28 protein-coding genes are annotated in these 21,252 nt (G+C 71.8%); 19 read left to right on the forward strand and 9 right to left on the reverse strand.

Annotated elements, in window-relative coordinates; all coding sequences use genetic code 11:
• Positions 1-563 precede the first annotated feature (563 nt).
• Positions 564-1,387, reverse strand: a protein-coding gene (locus ACWEQO_RS27150; protein WP_452985585.1) for an IS5 family transposase whose coding sequence is annotated in 2 segments (ribosomal slippage) — positions 564-1,057 and positions 1,057-1,387 — 825 coding nt in all. Because the reading frame shifts where the segments join, the coding sequence is not laid out codon by codon here.
• A gap of 80 nt (positions 1,388-1,467) precedes the next feature.
• Positions 1,468-2,901: an IS701 family transposase gene (locus ACWEQO_RS27155; protein WP_452985645.1), complete on the reverse strand. Its 1,434-nt coding sequence runs from the start codon at positions 2,899-2,901 to the stop codon at positions 1,468-1,470.
• A 95-nt stretch (positions 2,902-2,996) separates the two neighbouring features.
• On the opposite strand from ACWEQO_RS27155, the gene ACWEQO_RS27160 reads away from it, so the two are divergent.
• Positions 2,997-3,308, forward strand: a complete 312-nt coding sequence (locus ACWEQO_RS27160) for a hypothetical protein (protein ID WP_452985586.1) — start codon at positions 2,997-2,999, stop codon at positions 3,306-3,308.
• Between the two features lie 75 nt (positions 3,309-3,383).
• Here the strand turns inward: ACWEQO_RS27160 and ACWEQO_RS27165 are convergent, their stop codons facing one another.
• Complete coding sequence (locus tag ACWEQO_RS27165; RefSeq protein ID WP_452985587.1) at positions 3,384-3,716, reverse strand: recombinase family protein; 333 nt, start codon at positions 3,714-3,716, stop codon at positions 3,384-3,386.
• A gap of 105 nt (positions 3,717-3,821) precedes the next feature.
• Here ACWEQO_RS27165 and ACWEQO_RS27170 point away from each other — a divergent pair, with 105 nt between their 5' ends.
• The 9 genes from ACWEQO_RS27170 (at position 3,822) to ACWEQO_RS27210 (ending at position 8,458) form a co-directional block, all read left to right on the forward strand.
• Complete coding sequence (locus ACWEQO_RS27170) at positions 3,822-4,490, forward strand: DsbA family protein (RefSeq protein WP_452985588.1); 669 nt, start codon at positions 3,822-3,824, stop codon at positions 4,488-4,490.
• Positions 4,487-5,131, forward strand: coding sequence for a vitamin K epoxide reductase family protein (locus ACWEQO_RS27175; RefSeq protein ID WP_452985589.1), 645 nt, complete (start codon positions 4,487-4,489; stop codon positions 5,129-5,131). The genes ACWEQO_RS27170 and ACWEQO_RS27175 overlap by 4 nt, the downstream gene beginning before the upstream one ends.
• Positions 5,132-5,172: 41 nt before the next feature.
• Positions 5,173-5,766, forward strand: coding sequence for a TlpA family protein disulfide reductase (locus tag ACWEQO_RS27180; protein WP_452985590.1), 594 nt, complete (start codon positions 5,173-5,175; stop codon positions 5,764-5,766).
• A 9-nt stretch (positions 5,767-5,775) separates the two neighbouring features.
• Complete coding sequence (locus ACWEQO_RS27185) at positions 5,776-6,522, forward strand: cytochrome c biogenesis CcdA family protein (protein ID WP_452985646.1); 747 nt, start codon at positions 5,776-5,778, stop codon at positions 6,520-6,522.
• A 39-nt stretch (positions 6,523-6,561) separates the two neighbouring features.
• A complete protein-coding gene (locus ACWEQO_RS27190; RefSeq protein WP_452985591.1) occupies positions 6,562-6,951 on the forward strand; it encodes an ArsR/SmtB family transcription factor in 390 nt (129 codons plus the stop codon).
• Positions 6,952-6,956: 5 nt separating this feature from the next.
• Positions 6,957-7,616: an SCO family protein gene (locus ACWEQO_RS27195; protein ID WP_452985592.1), complete on the forward strand. Its 660-nt coding sequence runs from the start codon at positions 6,957-6,959 to the stop codon at positions 7,614-7,616.
• 191 nt (positions 7,617-7,807) lie between these two features.
• Entirely contained in the window at positions 7,808-7,966 is a 159-nt protein-coding gene (locus ACWEQO_RS27200; RefSeq protein ID WP_452985593.1) for a hypothetical protein, read from the forward strand.
• Positions 7,963-8,205, forward strand: a complete 243-nt coding sequence (locus ACWEQO_RS27205) for a helix-turn-helix domain-containing protein (protein WP_452985594.1) — start codon at positions 7,963-7,965, stop codon at positions 8,203-8,205. Before ACWEQO_RS27200 ends, ACWEQO_RS27205 begins: the two co-directional genes overlap by 4 nt.
• Entirely contained in the window at positions 8,198-8,458 is a 261-nt protein-coding gene (locus ACWEQO_RS27210; protein ID WP_452985595.1) for a hypothetical protein, read from the forward strand. The genes ACWEQO_RS27205 and ACWEQO_RS27210 overlap by 8 nt, the downstream gene beginning before the upstream one ends.
• Here the strand turns inward: ACWEQO_RS27210 and ACWEQO_RS27215 are convergent.
• The gene (locus ACWEQO_RS27215) at positions 8,416-9,084 is read right to left on the reverse strand and encodes a class I SAM-dependent methyltransferase (protein WP_452985596.1); all 669 of its coding nucleotides are present in this window, start codon (positions 9,082-9,084) and stop codon (positions 8,416-8,418) included. The two genes, ACWEQO_RS27210 and ACWEQO_RS27215, sit on opposite strands and share 43 nt — an antisense overlap.
• 6 nt (positions 9,085-9,090) lie before the next feature.
• On the opposite strand from ACWEQO_RS27215, the gene ACWEQO_RS27220 reads away from it, so the two are divergent.
• Genes ACWEQO_RS27220 through ACWEQO_RS27230 form a run of 3 tightly spaced genes read left to right on the forward strand, consistent with a single transcriptional unit; the run spans position 9,091 to position 11,971 of the window.
• Complete coding sequence (locus tag ACWEQO_RS27220) at positions 9,091-9,492, forward strand: ArsR/SmtB family transcription factor (RefSeq protein WP_452985597.1); 402 nt, start codon at positions 9,091-9,093, stop codon at positions 9,490-9,492.
• Positions 9,489-11,450: a heavy metal translocating P-type ATPase gene (locus tag ACWEQO_RS27225; RefSeq protein ID WP_452985598.1), complete on the forward strand. Its 1,962-nt coding sequence runs from the start codon at positions 9,489-9,491 to the stop codon at positions 11,448-11,450. Before ACWEQO_RS27220 ends, ACWEQO_RS27225 begins: the two co-directional genes overlap by 4 nt.
• Positions 11,447-11,971: a signal peptidase II gene (locus ACWEQO_RS27230; RefSeq protein ID WP_452985599.1), complete on the forward strand. Its 525-nt coding sequence runs from the start codon at positions 11,447-11,449 to the stop codon at positions 11,969-11,971. Before ACWEQO_RS27225 ends, ACWEQO_RS27230 begins: the two co-directional genes overlap by 4 nt.
• Before the next feature lie 95 nt (positions 11,972-12,066).
• On the opposite strand, the gene ACWEQO_RS27235 is transcribed toward ACWEQO_RS27230, so the two are convergent.
• The 4 genes from ACWEQO_RS27235 to ACWEQO_RS27250 all read right to left on the reverse strand — a co-directional run bounded on the left by ACWEQO_RS27235 (position 12,067) and on the right by ACWEQO_RS27250 (position 15,298).
• The gene (locus ACWEQO_RS27235; protein WP_452985600.1) at positions 12,067-12,741 is read right to left on the reverse strand and encodes a DUF305 domain-containing protein; all 675 of its coding nucleotides are present in this window, start codon (positions 12,739-12,741) and stop codon (positions 12,067-12,069) included.
• 11 nt (positions 12,742-12,752) lie between these two features.
• Positions 12,753-13,409, reverse strand: a complete 657-nt coding sequence (locus ACWEQO_RS27240) for a DUF3105 domain-containing protein (protein WP_452985601.1) — start codon at positions 13,407-13,409, stop codon at positions 12,753-12,755.
• Between the two features lie 117 nt (positions 13,410-13,526).
• Positions 13,527-13,976, reverse strand: coding sequence for a hypothetical protein (locus ACWEQO_RS27245; RefSeq protein WP_452985602.1), 450 nt, complete (start codon positions 13,974-13,976; stop codon positions 13,527-13,529).
• 113 nt (positions 13,977-14,089) lie between these two features.
• Positions 14,090-15,298, reverse strand: a complete 1,209-nt coding sequence (locus ACWEQO_RS27250; protein WP_452985603.1) for an MFS transporter — start codon at positions 15,296-15,298, stop codon at positions 14,090-14,092.
• A 349-nt stretch (positions 15,299-15,647) separates the two neighbouring features.
• On the opposite strand from ACWEQO_RS27250, the gene ACWEQO_RS27255 reads away from it, so the two are divergent.
• The 5 genes from ACWEQO_RS27255 (at position 15,648) to ACWEQO_RS27275 (ending at position 20,417) form a co-directional block, all read left to right on the forward strand.
• Positions 15,648-17,894: a heavy metal translocating P-type ATPase gene (locus ACWEQO_RS27255; protein WP_452985604.1), complete on the forward strand. Its 2,247-nt coding sequence runs from the start codon at positions 15,648-15,650 to the stop codon at positions 17,892-17,894.
• A gap of 87 nt (positions 17,895-17,981) precedes the next feature.
• Positions 17,982-18,122: a hypothetical protein gene (locus ACWEQO_RS27260; protein ID WP_452985605.1), complete on the forward strand. Its 141-nt coding sequence runs from the start codon at positions 17,982-17,984 to the stop codon at positions 18,120-18,122.
• Positions 18,123-18,263: 141 nt separating this feature from the next.
• Positions 18,264-18,665 (forward strand): DUF6153 family protein, encoded by a 402-nt coding sequence (locus ACWEQO_RS27265; RefSeq protein WP_452985606.1) that lies wholly within the window; start codon positions 18,264-18,266, stop codon positions 18,663-18,665.
• Between the two features lie 124 nt (positions 18,666-18,789).
• Positions 18,790-19,428, forward strand: a complete 639-nt coding sequence (locus ACWEQO_RS27270; RefSeq protein WP_452985607.1) for a DUF305 domain-containing protein — start codon at positions 18,790-18,792, stop codon at positions 19,426-19,428.
• 92 nt (positions 19,429-19,520) lie between these two features.
• Positions 19,521-20,417 carry a F510_1955 family glycosylhydrolase gene (locus tag ACWEQO_RS27275; protein WP_452985608.1) on the forward strand — a complete coding sequence of 299 codons (897 nt, stop codon included), beginning with the start codon at positions 19,521-19,523 and terminating at the stop codon, positions 20,415-20,417.
• A gap of 144 nt (positions 20,418-20,561) precedes the next feature.
• On the opposite strand, the gene ACWEQO_RS27280 is transcribed toward ACWEQO_RS27275, so the two are convergent.
• On the reverse strand, positions 20,562-20,879 hold the full coding sequence (locus tag ACWEQO_RS27280) for a metal-sensitive transcriptional regulator (RefSeq protein WP_452985609.1): 318 nt from the start codon (positions 20,877-20,879) through the stop codon (positions 20,562-20,564).
• An 80-nt stretch (positions 20,880-20,959) separates the two neighbouring features.
• Here ACWEQO_RS27280 and ACWEQO_RS27285 point away from each other — a divergent pair, with 80 nt between their 5' ends.
• Positions 20,960-21,235 (forward strand): hypothetical protein, encoded by a 276-nt coding sequence (locus ACWEQO_RS27285; protein ID WP_452985651.1) that lies wholly within the window; start codon positions 20,960-20,962, stop codon positions 21,233-21,235.
• The last annotated feature ends 17 nt before the right edge of the window (positions 21,236-21,252 follow it).

The raw sequence follows: 21,252 nt of genomic DNA on the forward strand, positions 1-21,252 counted from the left end.
ACGCCATCGCCCTCGACCTCACCATCTGGTTGGCCGCCCGCCGTCACCCCGGGCGGCCAACCAGGCAGGCTACCGACTTCTAAAACAGGCCCTAGCCGCCGGCCCCGGCCGTATGCCTTTCAAACCAACGCGGCGGGCTCCTGGTGTGGTTGAGGCACGATGATGGGCATGGGACGAGCCTCTCGACGACGGGCGGAGTGCCGCAGCGCGCCACGGGAACCGCGGCCGGACAGCGCCGAAGCACCGCAGGTGCACGGCCGCTATCTGATCCGCCCGGCCACCCCCGACGACGACCCCGAGGCCGTGCGCGCTGCTGAAGCCGGTCGACTTCCTCGACGACGCGACGCCCGAGGAGATCATCGACCGGATGCGCACCGGATGGCGGCTGCCGCCCCAGTTCGGCACCGCAACCCTGCTGCTCGCCCAGGGGCAGCCCGACGGACCGGTCGTCGGCCTGGCGCACGCGATCCCGCCGGTCCAGTGGCTGATGGAGATGCAAGCCAGCCTCGGCCGACCGCTGTGCCTGCTGTTGTCGAGAGCGCTCGTCGAACTAGGGTCCGTCTTTAAACGGATCTCGCCCAGAGCAGGAACGATGCGAGAGAGACCGCCGCTTCGTAGGAGGTGGCGGTCTTGTCGTATCTGGTCGCGATGCCGCGGAAGCCCTTGAGCTGGTTGAAGCAGCGCTCGACGGTGTTGCGGCGGCGGTAGGTCTGCCGGTCGAACCCGGGTGGTCTGCCGCCTCGGCGGCCGCGGTTCAGCCGGTGGCGCTGCTGGTCGGCCTTCTCCGGGATGGTGTGTGCGATGCCGCGTTTGCGCAGGTAGGCGCGGAGGCCGCGGGAGCTGTAGGCCTTGTCGGCGATGACCTGGTCGGGTCTGCAGCGCGGCCGGCCGAGGTCGGCGCGGGGGACGCGGATACGTTCGAGCAGGGTCTGTGCGCAGGTGCTGTCGTGACGCTGGCCGGGTGTCACGAGGAGGGCCAACGGGCGGCCCTTGCCGTCGCAGGCAAGGTGGATCTTGGTGGTCAGTCCGCCTCTGGATCGGCCGAGGGCGTGATCGTCCGGTTCGTCCGACCGGTGCCGCCCCCTTTTCGCCCGGTCGCGGCGGCGTGCTGGTGGGCGCGGACGATGGTGGAGTCGATCTGCACCAGCCAGTCGATGTCCCCGACCGCGTCCGCCCGGGCCCGAATCTGCTGCAGGGCCCGGGTGAACACGCCGTCCAGGGCGTAGCGGCGGAAGCGGGTGTAGACCGTCTGCCACGGACCGTAGCGTTGCGGCAGGTCGCGCCACGAGATCCCGGTACGGATCTTGTAGACCATGCCGTTGACGACCTGCCGGTCGTCCACGCGTGGCCGGCCCGTGGCGGCTCTCGGTATCAGCGGAGCGAGCAACTCCTACTCCTGATCGGTGAGTTCATGACGACGTACCACCCTGCCATGATCCATCACCTGCTGATCTTTGAAGACGGACCCTAGCGGTGGTTTGTTAAATCAGGGAGTAAAGGTTGAGGGCCTGTCCGGTGGTGGCCGCGTCGATCAGGGCCTGGAGCCCGGACGGCGGGGGCGCGTTGGACCAGGCCCGCCACCAGCGTTGCAGCGCGACCGCGGGGGTCAGCCAGCTGCGGACGGCGCGAATCGCCTTGGGCCAGCACGGTGGTGGGGGTGGAGCTGCCCGTGCAGGCCCCCCTCTCTCCGGCAGTGGTGCCCTCCGCCGACGTGTTCTCAGGTTCCCGGTCGGGGGACCACGCCTCCCAGCAGAAGGTGAACGCGCAGGTGACCAGGGTCTGGTGACGGCGGATCGCGGCATCGGAGCGGACCTGGAAGTCGGCCCAGCCCAACTCGTCCTTGACCTGCTTGTAGCCCTGCTCGATCCAGTTCCGGATGCCGTAGATCCGCACGATCTCGGCCAGGTTCGCGGGCGGGTAGGGGGACTCGGCGGCGCGGGGCGAGCCGGGCCGGGGCAGGTCGGTGGCCAGGTACCAGGTGGCCTGCTCCGGCAGGGTGGCCGGGTCGGCGGTGGCCACCACCAGCCGCGTCAGGCCGTCCGGTCCCCAAAAGCCCAAGGTGGCGTCGGCGGCCCACCAGATGGCGGTGTGCCCGTCGCGGAAGGTGCGCACCACCGCGGTCCAGTCCCCGGGCTCCCCGGGGCCGTCCCAGGCCAGCTCGCGGGCGGCGTCCACCGGGGTACGGGCCTGGTCACCGTAGGCCCAGATGCCGCGGCGGCGCTTGACGGCCATCACGAACGGCACGCCTACGGCGTGCAGTTCGCAGCGGAAGTCGTCCAGATCGCCGTAGGCGCCGTCGGCCACCGCCGCCCGGAAGGGGAATCCGGCGGCCCGGGCCCGGCCGGCCAGCCCCGCGGCGATCCGCCACTTGGTGCGGAAGGCCGAATCACTTTTCCCCTGCGGGAAGTGGTGGGCCGGGGTGTAGGGCACCGCGTGCAGCGGATAGTACAGGCGCTCGTCCGCCCACAGCGTGGTCACGGTGACCACGGCGTTGTCGGTCTTGCCGTACCGGCCCAGCCACTGCCGCCCGACGTGCGCGGTCGCGGTGCCGTCCTTGCGGTCCCCGGAGTCGTCGATGACCAGCACCCCATGGGCGTGCGGGACCGTCGCCGGATCGGCCCGCAGCAGCTCCAGCCGCCGCGCGTTGACCCGCTCGGGGTCCCAGGTCGACTCGGAGAGGAAGAACTGCAGCCGCTGCACCCCCGAGTGCTGGGCCCCCACGATCGGCTCCGCTCCGGCCAGGCAGGTCAGCGTCTTGTTCCGATCCCGCGGCAGCAGCAGCCCGGCCAGGTACTCCCGGAACCCACGCCGCTGCGCCAGCGAGGAGAAGAGGTCGTCGAACCGGGTCGCATAGTCCTCCAGCGGTCCCGGGGCCGGCGGGCACGGACGCCTCGCGGTCACCATCACGACCACCTCCGACCTGCGGGAATCCCCCACCTGCCGGTCTACTGCGGACTCTGCCCCAAGTCAACAAATCACCGCTAGAGGCGGTGCCCGTGGCCGACAGCGCCCGCGGGCAGGGGCTCGGTCACCAACTCGTCGACCACCTGGTCCGCTCCTACACCCGCCAGGGCTACCAGGCGATGCTGGGCGGCATCCACACCCACAAGCCGCACCTGGCCCCGTACTACGAGGCCAACGACTTCCATGTCCTGGCCCCCGACGCCCCGCTCGTCCTGCAGTTGCCCATCGGACGCATCCAGTGGCCGGCAGATGCGTCGATGCGGCACCTAGCGCGCCCCCTTACCTCGCAGGTGTCGTACCGGGCCGGGGTGCTGAACGGTCTGCTGACGGGCCGGTCCTCCTGAAGCCGGGCCCGGGGGCTGCGACAAGAGACTGCGGCCGATGGCGGGTGACGAGCATCCCCGCCTCCGCCTGCGGGGTCAGCTGGCGCGGGCTGCCGGAGCGGGCCGTAGTGGCGGCGCAGGGGTCCGGTCGGGCAACGCCGGGGAAGACCCGGGCGGTTCCCTGCGACTCTTGACCTGGATGAGGCCCTGGAGGCTCCGGCCGTAGCGGTCGAGTGAGGGGACGACGAGGGTGTCGCCGGGGTCGAGGAAGGCGTGGCACGCCGTCAGTTCGGGGCAGAGGGCGTGCCCGCCGGACTGCTTGTCCGCGAAGACCTTCCGGCACCCGGCGGCGGTGAGTGCGCCAAGGTTTCCTGAAGGCCGCGTTGTCCATCGGAGTCCTTTGAGGGGTGGCGCGGGCGGAGATATCAACGTCCGTTAGGGTGTCGATGCGTCGTCGGCGGTTGCGGAGGTTGTGCCGGGCTGGGGGGAGGCGCGCGTGTCCGTGTTCCCGCTCTCCCCATCGGTTGAAGGCTCATGACGAAAAACCTCAAGGTCTCCCTCGCGCTGGTCGCCGTCGTCCTGGCGGTCGTCGCCGCACTGCTGGCGGCCAACCGCACCCCCCAAGCGTCCGCCGACAAAACGGACGCCGATCAGGGCAAGGCCGCCCCGGCGTCGGTGCTGGTCCGGCCGGACAGCCACCGGCTGTCGACGGCGAAGGACGGCAAGGTCACCGTGGTGGAGTTCCTGGACCTGGAGTGCGAGTCGTGCCGGGCGGCCTTCCCGGTCGTGGAGCAGCTGCGCGAGGAGTACGAGGGCCGGGTGACGTTCGTGATGCGCTACTTCCCGATACCCAGCCACAAGAACGCCGAGCTGGCCGCGCGGGCGGTGGAGGCCGCCGCCGCACAGGGCAGGCTCGAGGCGATGTACCAGAAGATGTACCAGACCCAGGAGAGCTGGGGGGATCAGCAGGTCTCGCACGAGAAGACCTTCCGCGGCTTCGCCAAGGAGCTCGGGCTGGACATGAAGAAGTTCGAGGCGGACTGGAAGGACCCGGCCACCGCGAAGCGGGTGGAGAAGGACCGCCAGGACGGCCTCGCGCTCGGGGTGCAGGGCACACCGACCTTCTTCATCAACGGCCAGCGCCCGCAGATCCAGACGGCGGAGGACTTCAAGGCGGCCATCGAGGCGGAGCTGGCCAAGTGACCGCCGCCGCACCCGCCACCGGGGCCCGGGTGCCTGGCAGCCGGGACGGCGAGCCGGTGGGACGGCGCCTTGTGGCGTGGGTGCTCACGGCCGGGGGCGCGATCGGGTTCCTGGCCGCCTTCACACTGACGGTCGAGAAGATCGCCCTGCTCAAGGACCCTTCCTACAGCCCGTCGTGCAGCATCAACCCGGTCCTCAGCTGCGGGTCGGTGATGACCACGCCGCAGGCGGAGGTGTTCGGCTTCCCCAACCCGCTGCTGGGCATCGCCGGCTTCGCCGTGGTCACCACCATCGGCGTGCTGCTGCTGACCGGTGCGGTGCTGCCGCGCCGGCTGTGGTGGGGCCTGCAGGCCGGCGTCGTCTTCGGCGTGGTCTTCGTCCACTGGCTGATCTTCCAGAGCCTGTACCGGATCGGCGCCCTGTGCCCGTACTGCATGGTCGTGTGGGCGGTGATGATCCCCGTCTTCTGGTACACCACCCTCCACGCCGTCACCCGCAGGTACCTGCCCGTGCCCGCTTCGGTGCGGCGCGCGGCAAGCGCGCTGGCCAGCTACCACGGCGTGGTGCTGACCTGCTGGTATCTGGCCGTCGCGGTGCTGATCCTTCAGCGGTTCTGGCTGTACTGGACCACCCTCCTCTGACCTCGTACCCCACAGTTGAGCACCACCAGAAAGCCCTTGTGATGACCACTTCATCCCTCGGCGCGGGGATAGCGCGCCGTACCGCCCTGCTCGCGCTGCCGCTTGCTGCCCTGGCTGCGGCCGGCTGCTCCCAGGGCGGGGCTCAGGACGACTCGTCCGGTTCGGCGGCGCCGCGGCAGCTGCTCACCATCGCCGCCGCCGACCGCAAGTCCGCGCCGGACGTGCGGGGCGAGACCCTGACCGGCGAGCAGCTCGCACTGGCGGACTACCGCGGCAAGGTCGTCGTGATGAACGTGTGGGGTTCGTGGTGCAACCCATGCCGGGCCGAGGCGCCGCACCTGCAGAAGGTCCACCAGGACACCAAGGACCGGGGCGTGGTCTTCCTCGGCATCAACACCCGCGACTCCACGCAGACGAACGCGCGGAACTTCGAGAAGGACTACGGCATCACCTACCCCAGCCTGTGGGACCCTGCCGGGCGGCAGATGCTGAAGTTCAAGGGCATCGTCTCCCCCTCGGCGATCCCCAGCACGATCGTCATCGACCGCGAAGGCCGCATCGCCGCCCGCGCCCTGAAGGCCGTCAACGAGGCCGAACTGCGCGAACTGCTCGCCCCCGTGCTGAAGGAGGGCTGAGCCGTGCAGATGGCCGCGGGCGTTGAGTCCACCGTGCTGACCGGGTCGCTGCTGCTGGCGCTGCCGATCGCCGCGCTGGCCGGGGCGGTGTCCTTCTTCTCGCCGTGCGTGCTGCCGCTGGTGCCCGGCTACCTCTCCTATGTCACCGGGGTGACCGGCGCGGATCTGGCCGAAGCGCGGCGTGGCCGCATCGTGGCCGGCACGCTGCTGTTCCTGGCCGGGTTCACGGCCGTGTTCGTCTCCTTCGGCGCCGCCTTCGGCTACGCCGGCAACACGCTGCTGGAACACCAGGACCTCCTCATCCGGGTCCTGGGCGGACTGACCATCGTCATGGGGCTGTCGTTCATGGGCGTGCTGCCGGGGATGAGCCGGGAGTGGCGGCTGCACCGCCGCCCTGCGGCCGGCCTGGCCGGCGCCCCGCTGCTCGGGGTGCTGTTCGGGCTGGGCTGGACGCCATGCATCGGCCCGACCCTGGCCGCCGTGCAGGCCCTCGCCTTCAGCGAGGCCAGCGCCTCACGCGGCGCGGTGCTGACGGTGGCCTACTGCGCGGGACTGGGCCTGCCGTTCCTCGCGGCAGGGCTCGCCTTCCGTAAGGCGATGGGCGTCTTCACCTGGGTCAAGGCCCACTACCAGTGGGTCATGCGCATCGGCGGCCTCATGATGATCGCCATGGGCCTGCTGATGATCACCGGCGTCTGGAGCTACCTGATCAGCCACATGCAGTCCTGGTCCGCCGGCTTCACCGTCGGCATCTAAAGCCCCGGCCACACCCACGACGCGAACGAAAGGATCCACGTGAGTTCGGAACGGCCAGAGGCGGATGCCTGCGATCTGCTGTGCCTGGACCTGCCGGTCGCCGAGGCCATCCGCAGCGGCATGCCGCACCTTCCCGACCTGGAGAAGGCTTCCCAGGCCGCCAAGGCCCTGGCCGACCCCACCCGACTGACGGTGGCCGCCGCCCTGGCCGAGGGCGGCGAGCTGTGCGTGTGCGACCTGGCCTGGGTCGTCGGCCAGGCCCAAAACCTCGTCTCCCACCACCTGCGCCAGCTGCGCCAGGCCGGCCTGGCCACCTCACGCCGCCAGGGACGGCTGGTGATGTACACGCTCACCGGCCGCGGCCGCGCCCTGATCCGCGCCGTCCTCGCCCCCGCACCCGCCGCACGCCCCACCACGAATCGGACCTGACACCCATGCACCGCACCCGCGCTCTTCGCCTGTCCGCCACCGCCCTCATCGCCGCGGCCCTCCTGGCCGGCTGCGGCACATCCGGCGCCCACCACGAGACCGACAAGCCCGCCGCGCTCTCCGCCGCGAGCGACTCCCCCTACCGCGGCACCGCGATGAATCCCGGCTTCGCCAAGCCGGACCTGGTGCTGACCGGCACCACCGGCAAGCCCTTCGACCTGCGCAAGCAGACCGCCGGCGAGACCACGCTGGTCTTCTTCGGTTACACCAACTGCCCCGACGTGTGCCCCACCACCATGAGCGACATCTCCGCCGCCCTGGCCCAGCAGCCCCAGGCCGTGCGGGACAACGTCCAGGTCGTCTTCGTCACCACCGACCCCGAACGCGACACCCCCGAAAGCCTGGGCACCTGGCTGAAGTCCTTCGGGCCGAACTTCACCGGCCTGTCCGGCGACCTGACCAAGGTCAAGAAGGCCGCGCTCAGCGTCGGCATCTCGGTGGAAGACCCCACAAAGCACCACGACGGCACCGTCACCTCAGATCACGGGACCCAGGTCGTCGCCTTCACCCCCGGCGACAACAAGGGCCGCGTCCTCTACACCCACGGCACCACGGTCGACGACTACGCCCACGACCTGCCCCTCCTGGTCAAGAACACCCCCTGACCGCCATCTCGCCGCAGAAGTACGCCGAAATCCTGCTGGCCCGCAGCGGATACCGCACCGCAAAGGGCCGCCACGAATCCCCGTGGCGGCCTGTTCAGTGCCACTGCCGTGCACGAGCCCGCTCGCACTGCCCACAGCCTCATCCAGGTTCAGGCTGGGCTTAATTCAGGTTCGACTGAACTGTTGCGGGTGTGGAGACGAGTCACCTCGGCGGCCCTGCGGTCGCCGTGAACGCCGCGGCGCTGGCCCGGGTCGGCACCGCGCTGGCCGACGAGAACCGGCGCCGGCTGCTGCTGGCTCTGCTGCAGCGCCCGCCTATCCCTCGGATCGCGCCGACACACTGGGCATGACCCGCGGGAACGTGTCGAACCACCTGTCCTGTCTGCGCGGCTGCGGGCTGGTGTGTACCGTCCCTGTCGGTCGGCGGGTCCGCTACGCACTGGCCGACCCCAAACTCGCCGATGCCTTCGCGGACCTGGCCGCCCTGGTCCTGCTCGTCGACGAGGAGGGCCCTGCCGACCGGGTATGCGCCCCGGACGACTACTCCTGCCCCGCCGACGAGGGCAGCGAGGAGGCCCTCCATGGCTGACGCCCAGGTCGAGAAGATCCGCCACCGGGGCTGCAACGCCGGTGGCGAGGCCGCCGAGCGCGCCGGCCGGCCGGGCGCCCCAGTGGAAGGCGCCAACCGGGCGCCGCACCCCGCTCTGGCTGGTGCGGCGCCGATGGACGGCGATCCGTACCCCGCCATCCAACAGGAGGAACACGGCGAACAGGACCAGGGCCGCGATCGCCATCGTGCTCACCCCCTGACCGGGTGCTTACGGGCGGCGCCGAGCAGGTAGTCGCCACGAATCTTCGTGCGCGCCCCGTGGACGTCGAGCCCGTGGCGCGGGAGTTCAGCGAGGAAGTCCTGCGCCGTGAACCGGTCGTGTTCGGGGTGCTCGAACAGCAGCCGGTAGGAAGGGCGGGCCAGGGCGTGCGCGGTGACCTCGTCGAAGACGAACACCCCGCCCGGCTTGAGCACGCGGGCGATCTCTGCGACGGCGGAGCGCCAGTCGGGGATGTGGTGGATGATCGCGAAGTCGAACGCCGCGTCGTACGTATCGGCCTCCGCGCCGAAGGCGGCCCTGAGGTCGGTGGCGTCGCCCACCGCCAGGCGGACCCGGCCCGGCCGGTCCACGAGACGGCGCCGGGCCTTGGCCACCATGCTCTCGTCCAGGTCGATCGCGTCGACGCGGGCGGCGCGGAAGCGGTCGATGATCATCCGCGTGCCGTAGCCGGAGCCGCAGCCGATCTCCACCGCCTTCGAGCCGGGCGGCAGCGGGCCGCCGGCCAGCCTCAGCAGAGCCGGGACCTCGTAGAAGCGTTGCAGCGCCCGGCGGGCGGGACTGTCGACCGCCGCCTTCTCGATCCGGTTCATCAGCATGACACGACCCCCATAGATGACATCGAGTACGACAGCTATCATCGCCCTATGGCGATGAATAGCACGGAGGCCGCACCGGCGGCCACCACCGCGTGCGGGGCGCCGTCGGCGGCGGTGGCCCTGTTCCGCTCGCTGGGCGACCCGGCCCGCCTCGCGATCCTGATGCACCTGGCCCAGGGTGAGGCCAAGGTCGTGGACCTGGTCGGCTGCGTGGGGCTGGCGCAGTCCACGGTCTCGGCGCACCTGTCCTGCCTGCGTGACTGCAACCTGGTCGACTCCCGCCCCCAGGGCCGGGCCTCCCTGTACTTCCTGGCCCGCCCGGAATTGCTGGACCTGCTGGCCGCCGCCGAGCAGCTGCTCGCCGCGACCGGCGAGGCGGTTGACCTGTGCCCCACCTACGGCACCTCGACGGCGCCGTCGGCCCTGAAGAACGACGGAGACGACCGATGAGCGACGCGTGCGGCTGCGGCGACGAGAAGAACACCGTCGAAGGTGAGGAGGAGCGCGCGCCGGAGAAGCTGTGGGAGGTCAGCGAACTGCGGGCCGCCGCCGTGGCCGGCGTCCTGCTGCTGGCGGGGCTGATAGCCGGCTGGGCCGGCGCCTTTGACACCGTGGTGACGGCGCTGAACGTGCTCGCCCTCGTGGTCGGCGCCTGGACCTTCGTGCCCGCCACCCTGCGCCGGCTGGCCAAGGGCAGGATCGGCGTCGGCACGCTGATGACGATCGCCGCCGTCGGCGCGGTCATCCTCGGCGAGGTCGGCGAGGCCGCCATGCTGGCCTTCCTGTACTCCATCAGCGAGGGCCTGGAGGAGTACTCCCTGGCCCGCGCCCGGCGCGGCCTGCGCGCCCTGCTGAACCTGGTGCCCGAGCAGGCGACCGTGCTGCGCGACGGCACCGAGCAGACCATCGCCCCGGCCGGGCTGCGCCTCGGCGACACCATGGTGGTCCGGCCCGGCGAGCGGATCGCCACCGACGGCACCGTCCGCACCGGCCGCACCGCGCTGGACGTCTCCGCCATCACCGGCGAGTCCGTCCCCGTCGAGGCGGGGCCGGGCAGTGAGGTGTACGCGGGCGCGATCAACGGCACCGGCGTGCTCGAGGTCGAGGTCACCAGCACGGCCGAGGACAACTCCCTCGCCCGGATCGTGAAGATCGTGGAGGCCGAGCAGGCCCGCAAGGGCGCCAGCCAGCGCCTCGCCGACAAGATCGCCAAACCGCTGGTGCCCGGCATCATGGTCGCCGCCGCCCTGATCGCCCTGGCCGGCTCCCTGCTGGGCGACCCGTCCACCTGGATCGAGCGGGCTCTGGTCGTCCTGGTCGCCGCCTCCCCGTGTGCGCTGGCGATCTCCGTGCCCGTCACCGTGGTCGCCGCGGTCGGCGCGGCCAGCAAGCTCGGCGTCCTCGTCAAGGGCGGCGCCGCCATGGAGGCCCTCGGCGCCGTACGCACCGTCGCGCTGGACAAGACCGGCACGCTCACCCGCAACCAGCCCACCGTGGTCCAGGTCGCCACCCTGGACGGCCGCAGCCGCGACACCGTGCTGGCCGTGGCCGCCGCCCTGGAGGCCCGCAGCGAACACCCCCTCGCCAAGGCCATCCTGGCGGCCGCACCCGAGGTACCCACCGCCACGGAGGTCGAAGCGGTCACCGGCGCCGGCCTCACCGGACGCCTTAACGGCCGCCCGGTCCGGCTCGGCCGGCCCGGCTGGATCGAGCCCGGCCCGCTGGCCGGGGACGTCACCGCCATGCAGAACTCGGGAGCGACGGCCGTCCTGATCGAGGACGACGGACAAGTGATCGGCGCCATCGCCGTGCGCGACGAACTGCGCCCGGAGGCCCGTGAGGTCATCGACCGCCTCCACGCCAGCGGGCTGACGGTGGCGATGCTCACCGGCGACAACGAGCGCACCGCCAAGGCGCTGGCCGCCGAGGCCGGCATCGACACCGTCCACGCGGACCTGCGCCCCGAAGACAAGGCCCGCATCATCGGCGAACTCCGCACCACCCGCTCCACCGCGATGGTCGGCGACGGCGTCAACGACGCCCCCGCCCTGGCCACCGCCGACCTGGGCATCGCCATGGGGGCCATGGGCACCGACGTCGCCATCGAGACCGCCGACGTCGCATTGATGGGCGAAGATCTGCGCCACCTCCCGCAGGCCCTGGACCACGCCCGCCGGGCGCGGCGCATCATGCTGCAGAACGTCGGCCTGTCCCTGGCGATCATCATCGGCCTGATGCCGCTCGCCCTGCTCGGCGTCCTCGGCCTCGCCGCCGTCGTCGCGGTCCACGAGATCGCCGAGATCGTCATCATCGGCAACGGCGTCCGCGCCGGGCGCACCAAGCCGCTGCCCCCGGCCCCCGCCCCGGTCCGCGAGAGCGCGCCCGCGCCGGCCGGGGTCGCGGCGTGACGCCCGGCCGCACCACGGCCCGCCCGGCAGCGGTGGCTGCCGGGCGGACCCGGCGCCGCCTGGGGCTGCTGCTGGCGGCCGCCGCGATCGCCGGAACCGACCTGGGCCTCAAGGCGTGGGCCACCACCGCCCTCGACGGCCGGCCAATCGAGGGCGGGCCGGTGGACCTGCAACTCGCCTTCAACCCCGGCGTCGCCTTCTCCCTGGCAGCGAATGCGCCCGGCTGGATCGTGCTCGCCGTCACCGCACTGATCACCTCGGGCGTGGCCGTCGCTCTGTGGCGCACCACGCCCGCCGGGCGGCTGCTGTGGGGGATCGCGCTCGCCGCCATCCTCGGCGGCGCCGCAGCCAACCTCCTCGACCGGGCCGCCGACGGCGTCGTCACCGACTACCTGCACACCGGCTGGTGGCCCACCTTCAACCTCGCGGACGTCTTCATCGTCTGCGGCGGTCTGCTCCTCGTCGCCCTGTCCTGGCGCGCCGACCATCCCGGGCCCGCCAACGAGACGCATGATCGGTAAGAGCGGAGGCTGCGTCCTGACCGACGTTGATCGAACGGGCCCGTGGGGGACCTTCCCGCCTGCTTGGAGGGAAGGTCCCACGAGTTGCGGCAGGATTACCTTGGCGCGGCCCCGCGCTCCTTCAGCAAGGCGGTCATCAACTCCACCTCCGACTGCTGGCCCTCGACCATGCTCTGCGCCAGCTTCCGCTCGGTGCCCACCTCGCACTGCGAGACACAGGCACGGGCCATGTCGACGCCGCTGATGTGGTGGTCGATCATGAGCTGGAGGTAGAGAATCTCCGCCTGATCGTCCTCGAGCTCGCCGAGCCGGCCGAGTTCCGCGGTCGTGGCCATGCCCGGCATCAGGGCCCCGCCCTTCGGCTCGTGGCCCTCGTGGCCACCGGGCATCCACGCCATGTACCCATCGGGCGAGATCTTCGGCAGCTCCCACAGATCGAGCCAGCCGAGCAGCATGCCGCGCTGGTTGGCCTGCGTCTGCGCGATGTCGTACGCCAGACGCCGGATGTCCTCGTCGGCCGTGCGGTCACGGACGATGTAGGACATCTCCACCGCCTGCTGGTGGTGGACGGCCATGTCGCGGGCGAACCCCGCGTCGGCGGAGTCCGCAGCCGGAACGCCGGCCGCCCGCTCGTCCTCCTTGCTCACCGTGACCAGGACCGACAGGGCCACGACCACGGCGACGAGGGCCGCCGCGCCGACGGTCAGCCGGCGGGTGAGGCCGGGCCGTGGGCCGGGTGCCCCTTCCGGCGCCGTGGCTCGTTCCGTCATGAGCGTGCCGGTCATGACGCCGTCAGGCCGCCCGAGCAGGCGGCCCCCGGCTCGGGGGTCTGGGGCCCCTGGACGTACTTGGTGAAGAACCGGTCGATCCGCGGATCGGATGCCTTGTCCACGGTGAGCTGGCGCCCCCAGGCCGACAGCGTGATCGCCCCGGACTGGCCCTGGACCGGGCTCATCAGGCTGTACGGGGTCTTGGCGACCTTGTCCCCGAGAGCCTTGATGTCGGCGTCGGGGGCCTTGTCGTTGTAGGTGACCCAGACCGCGCCGTGCTCGAGGGAGTGGACGGCGTTCTCGTTCGGTATCGCCTCGGTGTAGACGGTGCCCTCGCAGGTCATCCACGCCTGGCTGTGGTCGCCGCCGACCGGCGGGCTCATCGCGTACTTCACGGAGCCGGGGACGTGGTTGCGGGTGAGCTTCTTCGCCTCCCAGGTCTTCTCACCCTGGACGGGCTTCTTCGCCTCGGCCGCCTGCTGCTCGCTCTTCTCGTTGGCGCTGTTGAGGGCGTACCCGCCCCATCCGACCAGCCCGGCGACGATGACCGTGCTGAGCGTGATGGTGAGGATGCGGCTGCGGCGCTCCCGGACTCGCTCGGCGCGACGCATCGCCTCGATGCGTTCCTTCCGGCTGACGGCGGCGGCCTTCTTGCTGGTCTTGCTCATGAGTGAGTGTCCTCTTCTCCGCCTTGGTGTGGTCGTGCGGCGGCGGTGGGTGCGACGGGAGAGCGGATGGTGCTCGGTGCCCAGGTACGCGCGAGCGTGCGGGGCCCAGGCATCCGATCAGGTCCGCTGCACCTGCAGGACGTGGAGATCAGGAGCCTCGTCGGGCGGGGGGCGCGCGGCGAGGAGTGTGGGGCTGTCCGGTGGTTGGGGAAGACCCGGCGTGCGGGGCAGGATTGCCGGCACGGACTGGACGGGGGTGGCGAACACTGCGCCGCCGATGTGGACGGCCGGAGCACAGCACACGTCACCGGCAGGACAGTCGTACTGCTGCACGGACGACATGGTGTGGTGCCCGGTCGAGCCGCCTGCCGGCGCCTGCCCGGACGAAACGCTGGTCATGGCCGTCATGGGGCTTGCGTGGCCGCCGACCCCGCCGTGGGCCCCGTAGCCCAGGCACATGACCAGCGCGGCGAGCAGCAAAGCCAGGGCAGGGCCGAGCGCCGCGGGAGGAGTGGTCCACCACGCTCCGCGGTTGTTGCGCTGCGCCAGCGGCGCCCGGCTCTTCATCAGGGGAGATGCTAAGCGGTTCCTGGGGGTGATGGGGCAGTCCGGGCCAGAACATCGTTGAGCTGGGCCGCGTACACGGTCTCCGGCCAGACGGCGCCGCAGCCAGCCACAGGTCAGGCGGGCGCGAGTTGCGGCTCCTGGTGTACGGCCAGGCGCCCGCTGCGGGCGAGCGCTGCGACGGATGACGCGCACGCCAGCCCGGCGGCGGTCAGGGCGCACCAGGTCAGCCAGAGGACGTCGTGGCTTGCGGCGAAGTCCCAGAGAGCGCCGGTGGCGAGGTTGCCCAGGGTGATACCCACACCGGAGACGGTGTTGTACAGGCCGTAGTGCGTGGCGACGAGGCGGTTGCCGACGAGCGTGACGACGGTGTCCATCTCGAACGGGTAGAGCACCGAGCTGCCGGCCGCGAGCAGTGCCATCGCCATCACAAGGGCGGCCAGGACGGCGGCTGTGGCGCCTGAGGGAGTGAGAGCCAGGGGCAGGAAGGCCAGGCCCATCGCGGCCAGTCCGCGTACCAATGCCTGGGCGGGACTCCAGCGCTTCTTCGTCCAGCCGGTCAGCCGTAGCTGGCCGCCGACCGCGACGGCCGCGGAGACCACGAACAGTCCGCTGGCCGCCCACGTGCCCCTTGAGCCGAGCGCACCCTGCGCGGCCAGGGGCAGGGCGAGGCAGACCTGGAAGGTCAGCACGTACGAGCCGATCATCGCCGTGGAGAAGAGCAGGAAGGGCCGGTTGGCCACGACAATGCGCCACTGTGCGAGCACCCCTTCCGGCGCGGCCGTGGCATCGGCGGTGTCGCCGCGGCGTACGGGCAGTGCCCGCCACTGCAGCACGGTCAGTACGGCGAAGACGGCAGCGGCCACCGTGCACACGAGGCGGAAGTCGGCGGCCAGGAGGGCGATTTCGACCAGCGGGCCGAGCAGCATGCCGGCCTGGTAGTAGACGTTGAAGGTGGCGAAGGCGTCCACGCGCCGGTCACCGGCCTCGGCGGCGAGATAGGTACGGACGACCGGATTGAACAGCGCGCCGGCGAAGCCGGTGGCCGCCGCGGCGGCGATCCGGGCGGGCAGGCTGTCGACCCAGCCGAGCAGGCCGAAGCCGACGGTGCGCAGCAGGCAGCCCGCCATGATCGGAGCCTTGTAGCCGAAGCGGTCGGCGATGGTGCCGCCGATCAGGAACATGCCCTGCTGGGAGAAGTTGCGCACGCCCAGGACGAGGCCAACTGCCCAGGCCGCCAGTCCGAGCCCGCCGGACAGGTGGGCGGCGAGGTAGTGCCGGGCTGCGGGCGAGAAGGAGCGGGTCTGCCGCAACAGGGTCATCATCGGGCAGTCCCCGCAAGGGCCTGCTCGATCGGCTGCTTCTGACCGGTCGCGGTGAGAGGGTTCGTGAGGTCGGTGCAGCGGGTCCAGCGGGTGACGACTCGGTCGCCGAGGTGGGCGATCTCGTCCCGTTGGTGGGGTGGCCGGTCCAAGACTGTCCCGCCCATGCCGCACCCTCGCTGCACTCCCCCAGGCCGTTGACCAGTGTAGATGCAGAAGTCCGACAGGAGTGCTCACCGCATAGCCTGGGGGTCAGACGGGAATACCGACGCCCCGCTCGCGGTTTTCATTGATACCCCCCTAGGGTATTAGTGAGGGTGTCCCACTCACGGGACTGCCCGGAGAGGAAGCGATGAGCGCACCCCATCACGAGCACGGAGCGGACCCGGGCATGCAGGGCGAGGGGCACGATCGCGCCCGGGAGGCCATGCACGGCCCGGTACCCGAGCACGACCGGCACGGCGGGGTCGACACCGATGCCCTGCGTGACCACGCCCATGGCGGACACGGGGGTCAGGACCCGCACGCCGGCCACGGCACGTCTCACACAGGTCACGGCGGTCACGGTGACCACATCGGGCAGTTCCGCCGGCTTTTCTGGATCATGCTCGCACTCGCCGTTCCCACTGTGCTGCTCAGCCCAATGTTCGCAATGATCCTGGGCTACGACCTGCCGGACGTGGCCGGGCTCACCTGGGTCTCGCCGGTCCTGGGCACCGTGATCTACGTCTGGGGCGGCCGGCCGTTCCTGACGGGAGCCGTCAGTGAACTCAAGGCCCGCAAGCCCGGGATGATGCTGCTGATCGGCATGGCCATCACGGTGGCCTTCCTCGCATCCTGGGGCGCCACGCTCGGCGTGCTGTCCCACGAGCTCGAGTTCTGGTGGGAGCTCGCCCTCCTGGTCGTGATCATGCTGCTCGGTCACTGGATCGAGATGCGCTCCCTCGCCCAGACCTCCTCCGCCCTGGACTCCCTCGCCGCACTCCTGCCCGACGAGGCGGAGAGGGTCGACGGTGACACCGTCGTCACCGTCGCCCCGTCGGAACTCCGGCTCGGTGACGTCGTCATCGTCCGCCCCGGCGGCCGTGTCCCGGCCGACGGTGAGGTGGTCGACGGCGGGGCCGACGTCGACGAGTCGATGATCACCGGTGAGTCCAAGCCGGTGCGGCGCGAGATCGGCGACCAGGTCGTCGCCGGCACGGTCGCGACCGACAACGCGCTGCGGGTGCGGATCTCCGCCGTCGGGGAGGACACCGCCCTGGCGGGCATCCAGCGCCTGGTCGCCCAGGCGCAGTCCTCCTCCACCCGCGCCCAGCGCCTGGCCGACAAGGCTGCCGGCTGGCTGTTCTGGTTCGCCCTGGGTGCCGCCGTGATCGCCCTGACCGCCTGGCTGCTGCTGGGCACGCCCGAGCAAGCCTGGATCCGCGTGATCACGGTGCTGGTCATCGCCTGCCCCCACGCACTGGGTCTGGCGATCCCGCTGGTGGTCTCCATCGCCACGGAGCGCGCCGCCAAGGGCGGGGTGCTGGTCAAGGACCGCATGGCGCTGGAGCAGATGCGCACCGTCGACGCCGTCCTGTTCGACAAGACCGGCACCCTGACCGCCGGCCAGCCGGCCCTCACCGGCATCACCACGACCGGAGCCCGCGGCGAGGACGAACTGCTGGCCCTGGCCGCCGCCGCCGAGTCCGACAGCGAGCACCCGCTCGCCCGCGCCATCCGCGAGGCCGCAGCCGAGCGAGGTCTCACCGTCGCGCCGGCCACGGATTTCCACGCCTCGGCCGCCGTCGGCGTGCGCGCCACGGTCGACGGCCGCACCGTCGCCGTGGGAGGTCCCGCCCTGCTGACCGGCTCCGGCCGGGACGCGCTGGCGGCCACCGGGGAATGGTCCGCGCGCGGCGCCACGGTGCTGCACGTTCTCGTCGACGGCGACGTCGCCGGCGCACTCGCCCTGGACGACGAGATCCGGCCCGAGTCCCGCGAGGCCGTCGACGCCCTCCACCGGCTTGGCGCGCACGTGGTGATGATCACCGGCGACGCCGAACCGGTCGCCCGCACCGTGGCCGACCAGCTCGGCATCGACCAGGTCTTCGCCCAGGTCCGGCCCGAGCACAAGAGCGAGAAGGTCGCCGAGCTCCAGCGCCAGGGCCGGGTCGTGGCCATGGTCGGTGACGGCGTCAACGACGCCCCGGCACTGGCCCAGGCCGACGTCGGCATCGCCATCGGCGCCGGCACGGATGTCGCGATCGCCTCCGCCGGGGTCATCCTCGCCTCCGACGACCCGCGGTCCGTGCTGTCGGTCATCCAGCTCTCCCGCGCCGCCTACCGCAAGATGAAGCAGAACCTGTGGTGGGCCGCCGGGTACAACCTCATCTCCGTGCCGCTGGCCGTCGGCGTGCTCGCCCCGGTCGGTTTCGTCATGCCCATGGCCGTGGGCGCGCTGCTGATGTCGCTGTCCACCGTCGTGGTGGCGATGAACGCCCAGCTGCTCCGGCGCCTCGACCTCAGCCCTCAGGCCAGCGTCAGCGCCGTGCGCGGCGCCCCGCCCGTGCGCGCCGAGCGAATCGACCGGGAGGAGGCAGCCCTCGCGCACCACTGAGCCCGGGCGTCGTCGAGCGCTCGCGGCCGCACGGAAAGGGTCTTCCGTACGGATCTGCCGATCGCGTGGCTGGTCAACGTCCCGCACTTGGTGATGCACAGTGCCGCCGGGGAGAGCCGCACCGGCGGCCTCAGCTCCGACCGCGCCGCCGATCACATCACGGGCACGGTACTGGCCGCCTTCACCCTGCCGGGAAAGCCGGTGCCGGAAGCCGGCGAGGGAGCATGACACCGGCGATCCCCTGAGGCTCTACGGGGCAGGCGAGCACCGCCACGACACGCGGACGCCGACGGGCGGGCCGGGGCGAGGCAGTGCGACAGGCGGACGACGGGGCGGTGGCCGGTGAGGGGATGCCCGTACGATGGGGCCGTGACCGGAAGCACCCGATCAGGCCGCCGCCCCGCCGGGCGGCTGTTCGTGCTGCTGGTGCTCGCGGTGCTGACCGGTGTGCTGGGCATGCACGGCCTGGCGCCCGGCGGGGTGCTCGCAGCGCAGACGGGGGCCGGCCACGAAATGGTGACGGCCGCGGCGGACGGCGTGCCGCACGCGGACGGGGGATGCACGCATACGGACGGCGGATCAGGTCACCTCGATCATGCCGACGGGACGTGTGCGGCCGCCGGGACCGCTTCGGCGTATACGCCGCCGGCGCTGGCCGATGCGGTACTGGACGTGCCCGCCGCCTCTTCTCCCGTCGTGGCGGCCACCGGCTCACCCCAGCTCGGTCGGGCGCCGCCCGACCTTTCCGAGCTGCAACTTCTGCGGATATAGGGCCGCCCGCTCGGCACCGGCATCCCGGCATGCGCCGGTAAACGGTGCCGCGCTCGCGCACACCCTTTCGATCCGCGCATCTCGCGCGCCCTGTCGTGGGCGCGTGTGAAGGAGTTGCACCACCATGATCCGCAAGCGTTCCCTCGTCCGCCGCACCGCCGCCGTCGCCGCCGCCGGTGCGGCAGCACTCGTCCTGGCCGCCTGCGGCGGCAACGACACCGACGGCAGCTCGGCCGCCGGGCACGGCGACCACAACGCCACCGCTTCCTCGTCCGCCTCGGCACCCGCGTCGCAGGGACAGCACAACGCCGCCGACGCCGCCTTCGCGAAGGGGATGATTCCCCACCACCGCCAGGCCGTCGAGATGGCCGACCTGGCCCCCGGCCGGGCTCAGTCGGCCGAGGTGAAGAAGCTCGCCGCCGACATCAAGAAGGCCCAGGACCCGGAGATCAAGACGCTGTCCGGCTGGCTGACCTCCTGGGGCGAGGAGGTGCCCGCCGAGGGCGCCATGGACCACTCCATGCACGGCATGGACGGAATGATGACGGCCGAGGAGATGACCGAGCTCGAGAACGCCTCGGGCAAGGCGTTCGACACCGCCTTCATGGAAATGATGATCAAGCACCACGAAGGCGCGGTCGAGATGGCCAAGACCGAGCAGGCCGACGGCGCCTACGCCCCCGCCAAGAAGATGGCCGAAGAGATCATCGCCTCGCAGAGCGCGGAGATCGAGCAGATGAACGAGCTGCTCGGCAAGAACTGACCTGCGGCTGACAGCACGGGGCGGGCGCCAGGCAAGCGCGCCCGCCCCACCCGCCGCGCCCACCGCCTTTCTCCTCCCGCTTGGACACCACCATGACTTCCGTCCGCATACGGCGCCGCGCCCGGCGCGCCGCGTACTTCCTGGCCGCCACGGGGCTGCTGCTGGCGGCCTGCTCCACTCCCGCCACGGATCAGCACGCGGCCGTGCCCGATCCGGGGACCGGGCACCTGCACGGCCTGGGTGTCGACCCGGCCGACGGCGCCGTCTACGCCGCCGGCCACCACGGCGTCTTCCGCCTCGGCGGCGGCACGGCGGTCCGCGTCGCCGACCGCTACCAGGACACCATGGGCTTCACCGTCACCGGCCCGTCCACGTTCCTGGCCAGCGGCCACCCCGCCCCGGCCGACCCCGACGCCCGCTCCCCCCACCTGGGCCTGATCCGCAGCACGGACGCCGGCCGGACGTGGCGGACCCTCTCCGCCGAGGGCGAGGCCGACTTCCACGCCCTCCAGCAGGCGGGCGACACCCTCTACGGCTTCGACAGCCAGAGCGCAAAGGTGTGGGCCAGCACCGACGGCGGCCGCACCTGGGACATCCGGGCCGGCCTGCCGCTGCTCGACCTGGCCGCCCACGCCGACAGCCCCGCGACGGTGTGGGCGGCCACCGGCAAGGGCCTCGTCCACAGCACCGACGGCGCACGCAGCTTCCGGGCCGTCCCCGGCGCCCCGGCCCTGGTGACGGTCGACGAACCGGAGTCCGGGCTGCTGGTCGCCCTGGCCGCGGACGGCCGCGTGGTCACCAGCCGCGGCGGCCAGACATGGACCGAACAGGGCCGCCTGCCCACCGGCGGCGAGCCCACCGTGCTCACCGCCGCAACCGCCCGGCATCTGCTGGCCGCCGACAGCACCGACACCATCTACCAATCCACCGATGGTGGCCGCACCTGGACCGCGCTCCACCGGCCGTACAGCCAAGCGGAACGCCCCTAAAGTGCACCTGCCGAGATGGTCTGCCCATGAGACCCGCCGAGCCCGCAGCTGCGCTCACCCCCCAGGGCCAGGGCGGTGCGTCCGCAATGCATGCCGCCGGGCGCGCCGCAATGACGCTGCCCGTACCGGCCGGTTCGGCAACCCTCACAGGCGCAGCGCGCGGCGCAGGGGGTCGGTGAGTTCGGCGTACCTCTCCTCGGCCTGGGCGGGGTCGGTGCGGGCGGCGTCGGTGACGCAGCCGCGTACGGGGTCGTCGAGGAGGCCGAGGGCGACTTGCTGCGGGGCGCGGCCGGCGGCGCTGATCTGGGTGAGGACGTCGATGCAGGAGCGGTCGTCGGTGACCATGCGGGCGATGCCGCGTCTCTGGCCTTCGATCTTGTTCAGGCGGGCCAGACGGTCGGCGTGACCGGGCGCCCGGGTGTGCCCGTGGGCGTGGCGTGCGGTGGCGGGAGCGGTGGCCATCGGGTTTCGCCTCCCTCCTGTGTGCCGCCGGTCGTGGGGGCGGTGCAGTGGTCGGGGTCGGCGTCGAAGGCGGCGGCGCAGTGGGCGACGAGAGCGAGACGACGGCGAAGAAAACGCCCAGCCGCACGCCGCGCCGCCGCGCCTGGCCGTCGAGGAAACCCTGCGCACTGCCCAGCCGGCGCCTGAGCGGACGGCGGGCGCGGCGGTTCTTGCCGGCCGCCACGGGGGTACTCAACCCGATGATCGCCGGCATTGCCCTGGCGTTCTCGTCGGTCTTCGTCGTCGGTGACAGCCCGCGGCTGCGCCGCTTCCGCGCCGCCCGGCATCCTCAAGCGGCTGTTCTTCCGCACGGCTGACCCGCTCCGGCACCGCC

Source organism: Streptomyces sp. NPDC004051 (assembly GCF_053604275.1).

Excerpts from the sequence above, each read along its gene's own strand:
- ACWEQO_RS27240 (WP_452985601.1), bottom strand. The coding sequence starts at position 13,409 with ATGAGCAAGACCAGCAAGAAGGCCGCCGCCGTCAGCCGGAAGGAACGC.
- ACWEQO_RS27235 (WP_452985600.1), bottom strand. The coding sequence starts at position 12,741 with ATGACGGAACGAGCCACGGCGCCGGAAGGGGCACCCGGCCCACGGCCC.
- ACWEQO_RS27185 (WP_452985646.1), top strand. The coding sequence starts at position 5,776 with ATGGCCGCGGGCGTTGAGTCCACCGTGCTGACCGGGTCGCTGCTGCTG.
- ACWEQO_RS27180 (WP_452985590.1), top strand. The coding sequence starts at position 5,173 with ATGACCACTTCATCCCTCGGCGCGGGGATAGCGCGCCGTACCGCCCTG.
- ACWEQO_RS27245 (WP_452985602.1), bottom strand. The coding sequence starts at position 13,976 with ATGAAGAGCCGGGCGCCGCTGGCGCAGCGCAACAACCGCGGAGCGTGG.
- ACWEQO_RS27215 (WP_452985596.1), bottom strand. The coding sequence starts at position 9,084 with ATGATAGCTGTCGTACTCGATGTCATCTATGGGGGTCGTGTCATGCTG.
- ACWEQO_RS27250 (WP_452985603.1), bottom strand. The coding sequence starts at position 15,298 with ATGATGACCCTGTTGCGGCAGACCCGCTCCTTCTCGCCCGCAGCCCGG.
- ACWEQO_RS27205 (WP_452985594.1), top strand. The coding sequence starts at position 7,963 with ATGACCCGCGGGAACGTGTCGAACCACCTGTCCTGTCTGCGCGGCTGC.
- ACWEQO_RS27210 (WP_452985595.1), top strand. The coding sequence starts at position 8,198 with ATGGCTGACGCCCAGGTCGAGAAGATCCGCCACCGGGGCTGCAACGCC.
- ACWEQO_RS27280 (WP_452985609.1), bottom strand. The coding sequence starts at position 20,879 with ATGGCCACCGCTCCCGCCACCGCACGCCACGCCCACGGGCACACCCGG.
- ACWEQO_RS27170 (WP_452985588.1), top strand. The coding sequence starts at position 3,822 with ATGACGAAAAACCTCAAGGTCTCCCTCGCGCTGGTCGCCGTCGTCCTG.
- ACWEQO_RS27225 (WP_452985598.1), top strand. The coding sequence starts at position 9,489 with ATGAGCGACGCGTGCGGCTGCGGCGACGAGAAGAACACCGTCGAAGGT.
- ACWEQO_RS27270 (WP_452985607.1), top strand. The coding sequence starts at position 18,790 with ATGATCCGCAAGCGTTCCCTCGTCCGCCGCACCGCCGCCGTCGCCGCC.
- ACWEQO_RS27255 (WP_452985604.1), top strand. The coding sequence starts at position 15,648 with ATGAGCGCACCCCATCACGAGCACGGAGCGGACCCGGGCATGCAGGGC.
- ACWEQO_RS27195 (WP_452985592.1), top strand. The coding sequence starts at position 6,957 with ATGCACCGCACCCGCGCTCTTCGCCTGTCCGCCACCGCCCTCATCGCC.
- ACWEQO_RS27220 (WP_452985597.1), top strand. The coding sequence starts at position 9,091 with ATGGCGATGAATAGCACGGAGGCCGCACCGGCGGCCACCACCGCGTGC.
- ACWEQO_RS27275 (WP_452985608.1), top strand. The coding sequence starts at position 19,521 with ATGACTTCCGTCCGCATACGGCGCCGCGCCCGGCGCGCCGCGTACTTC.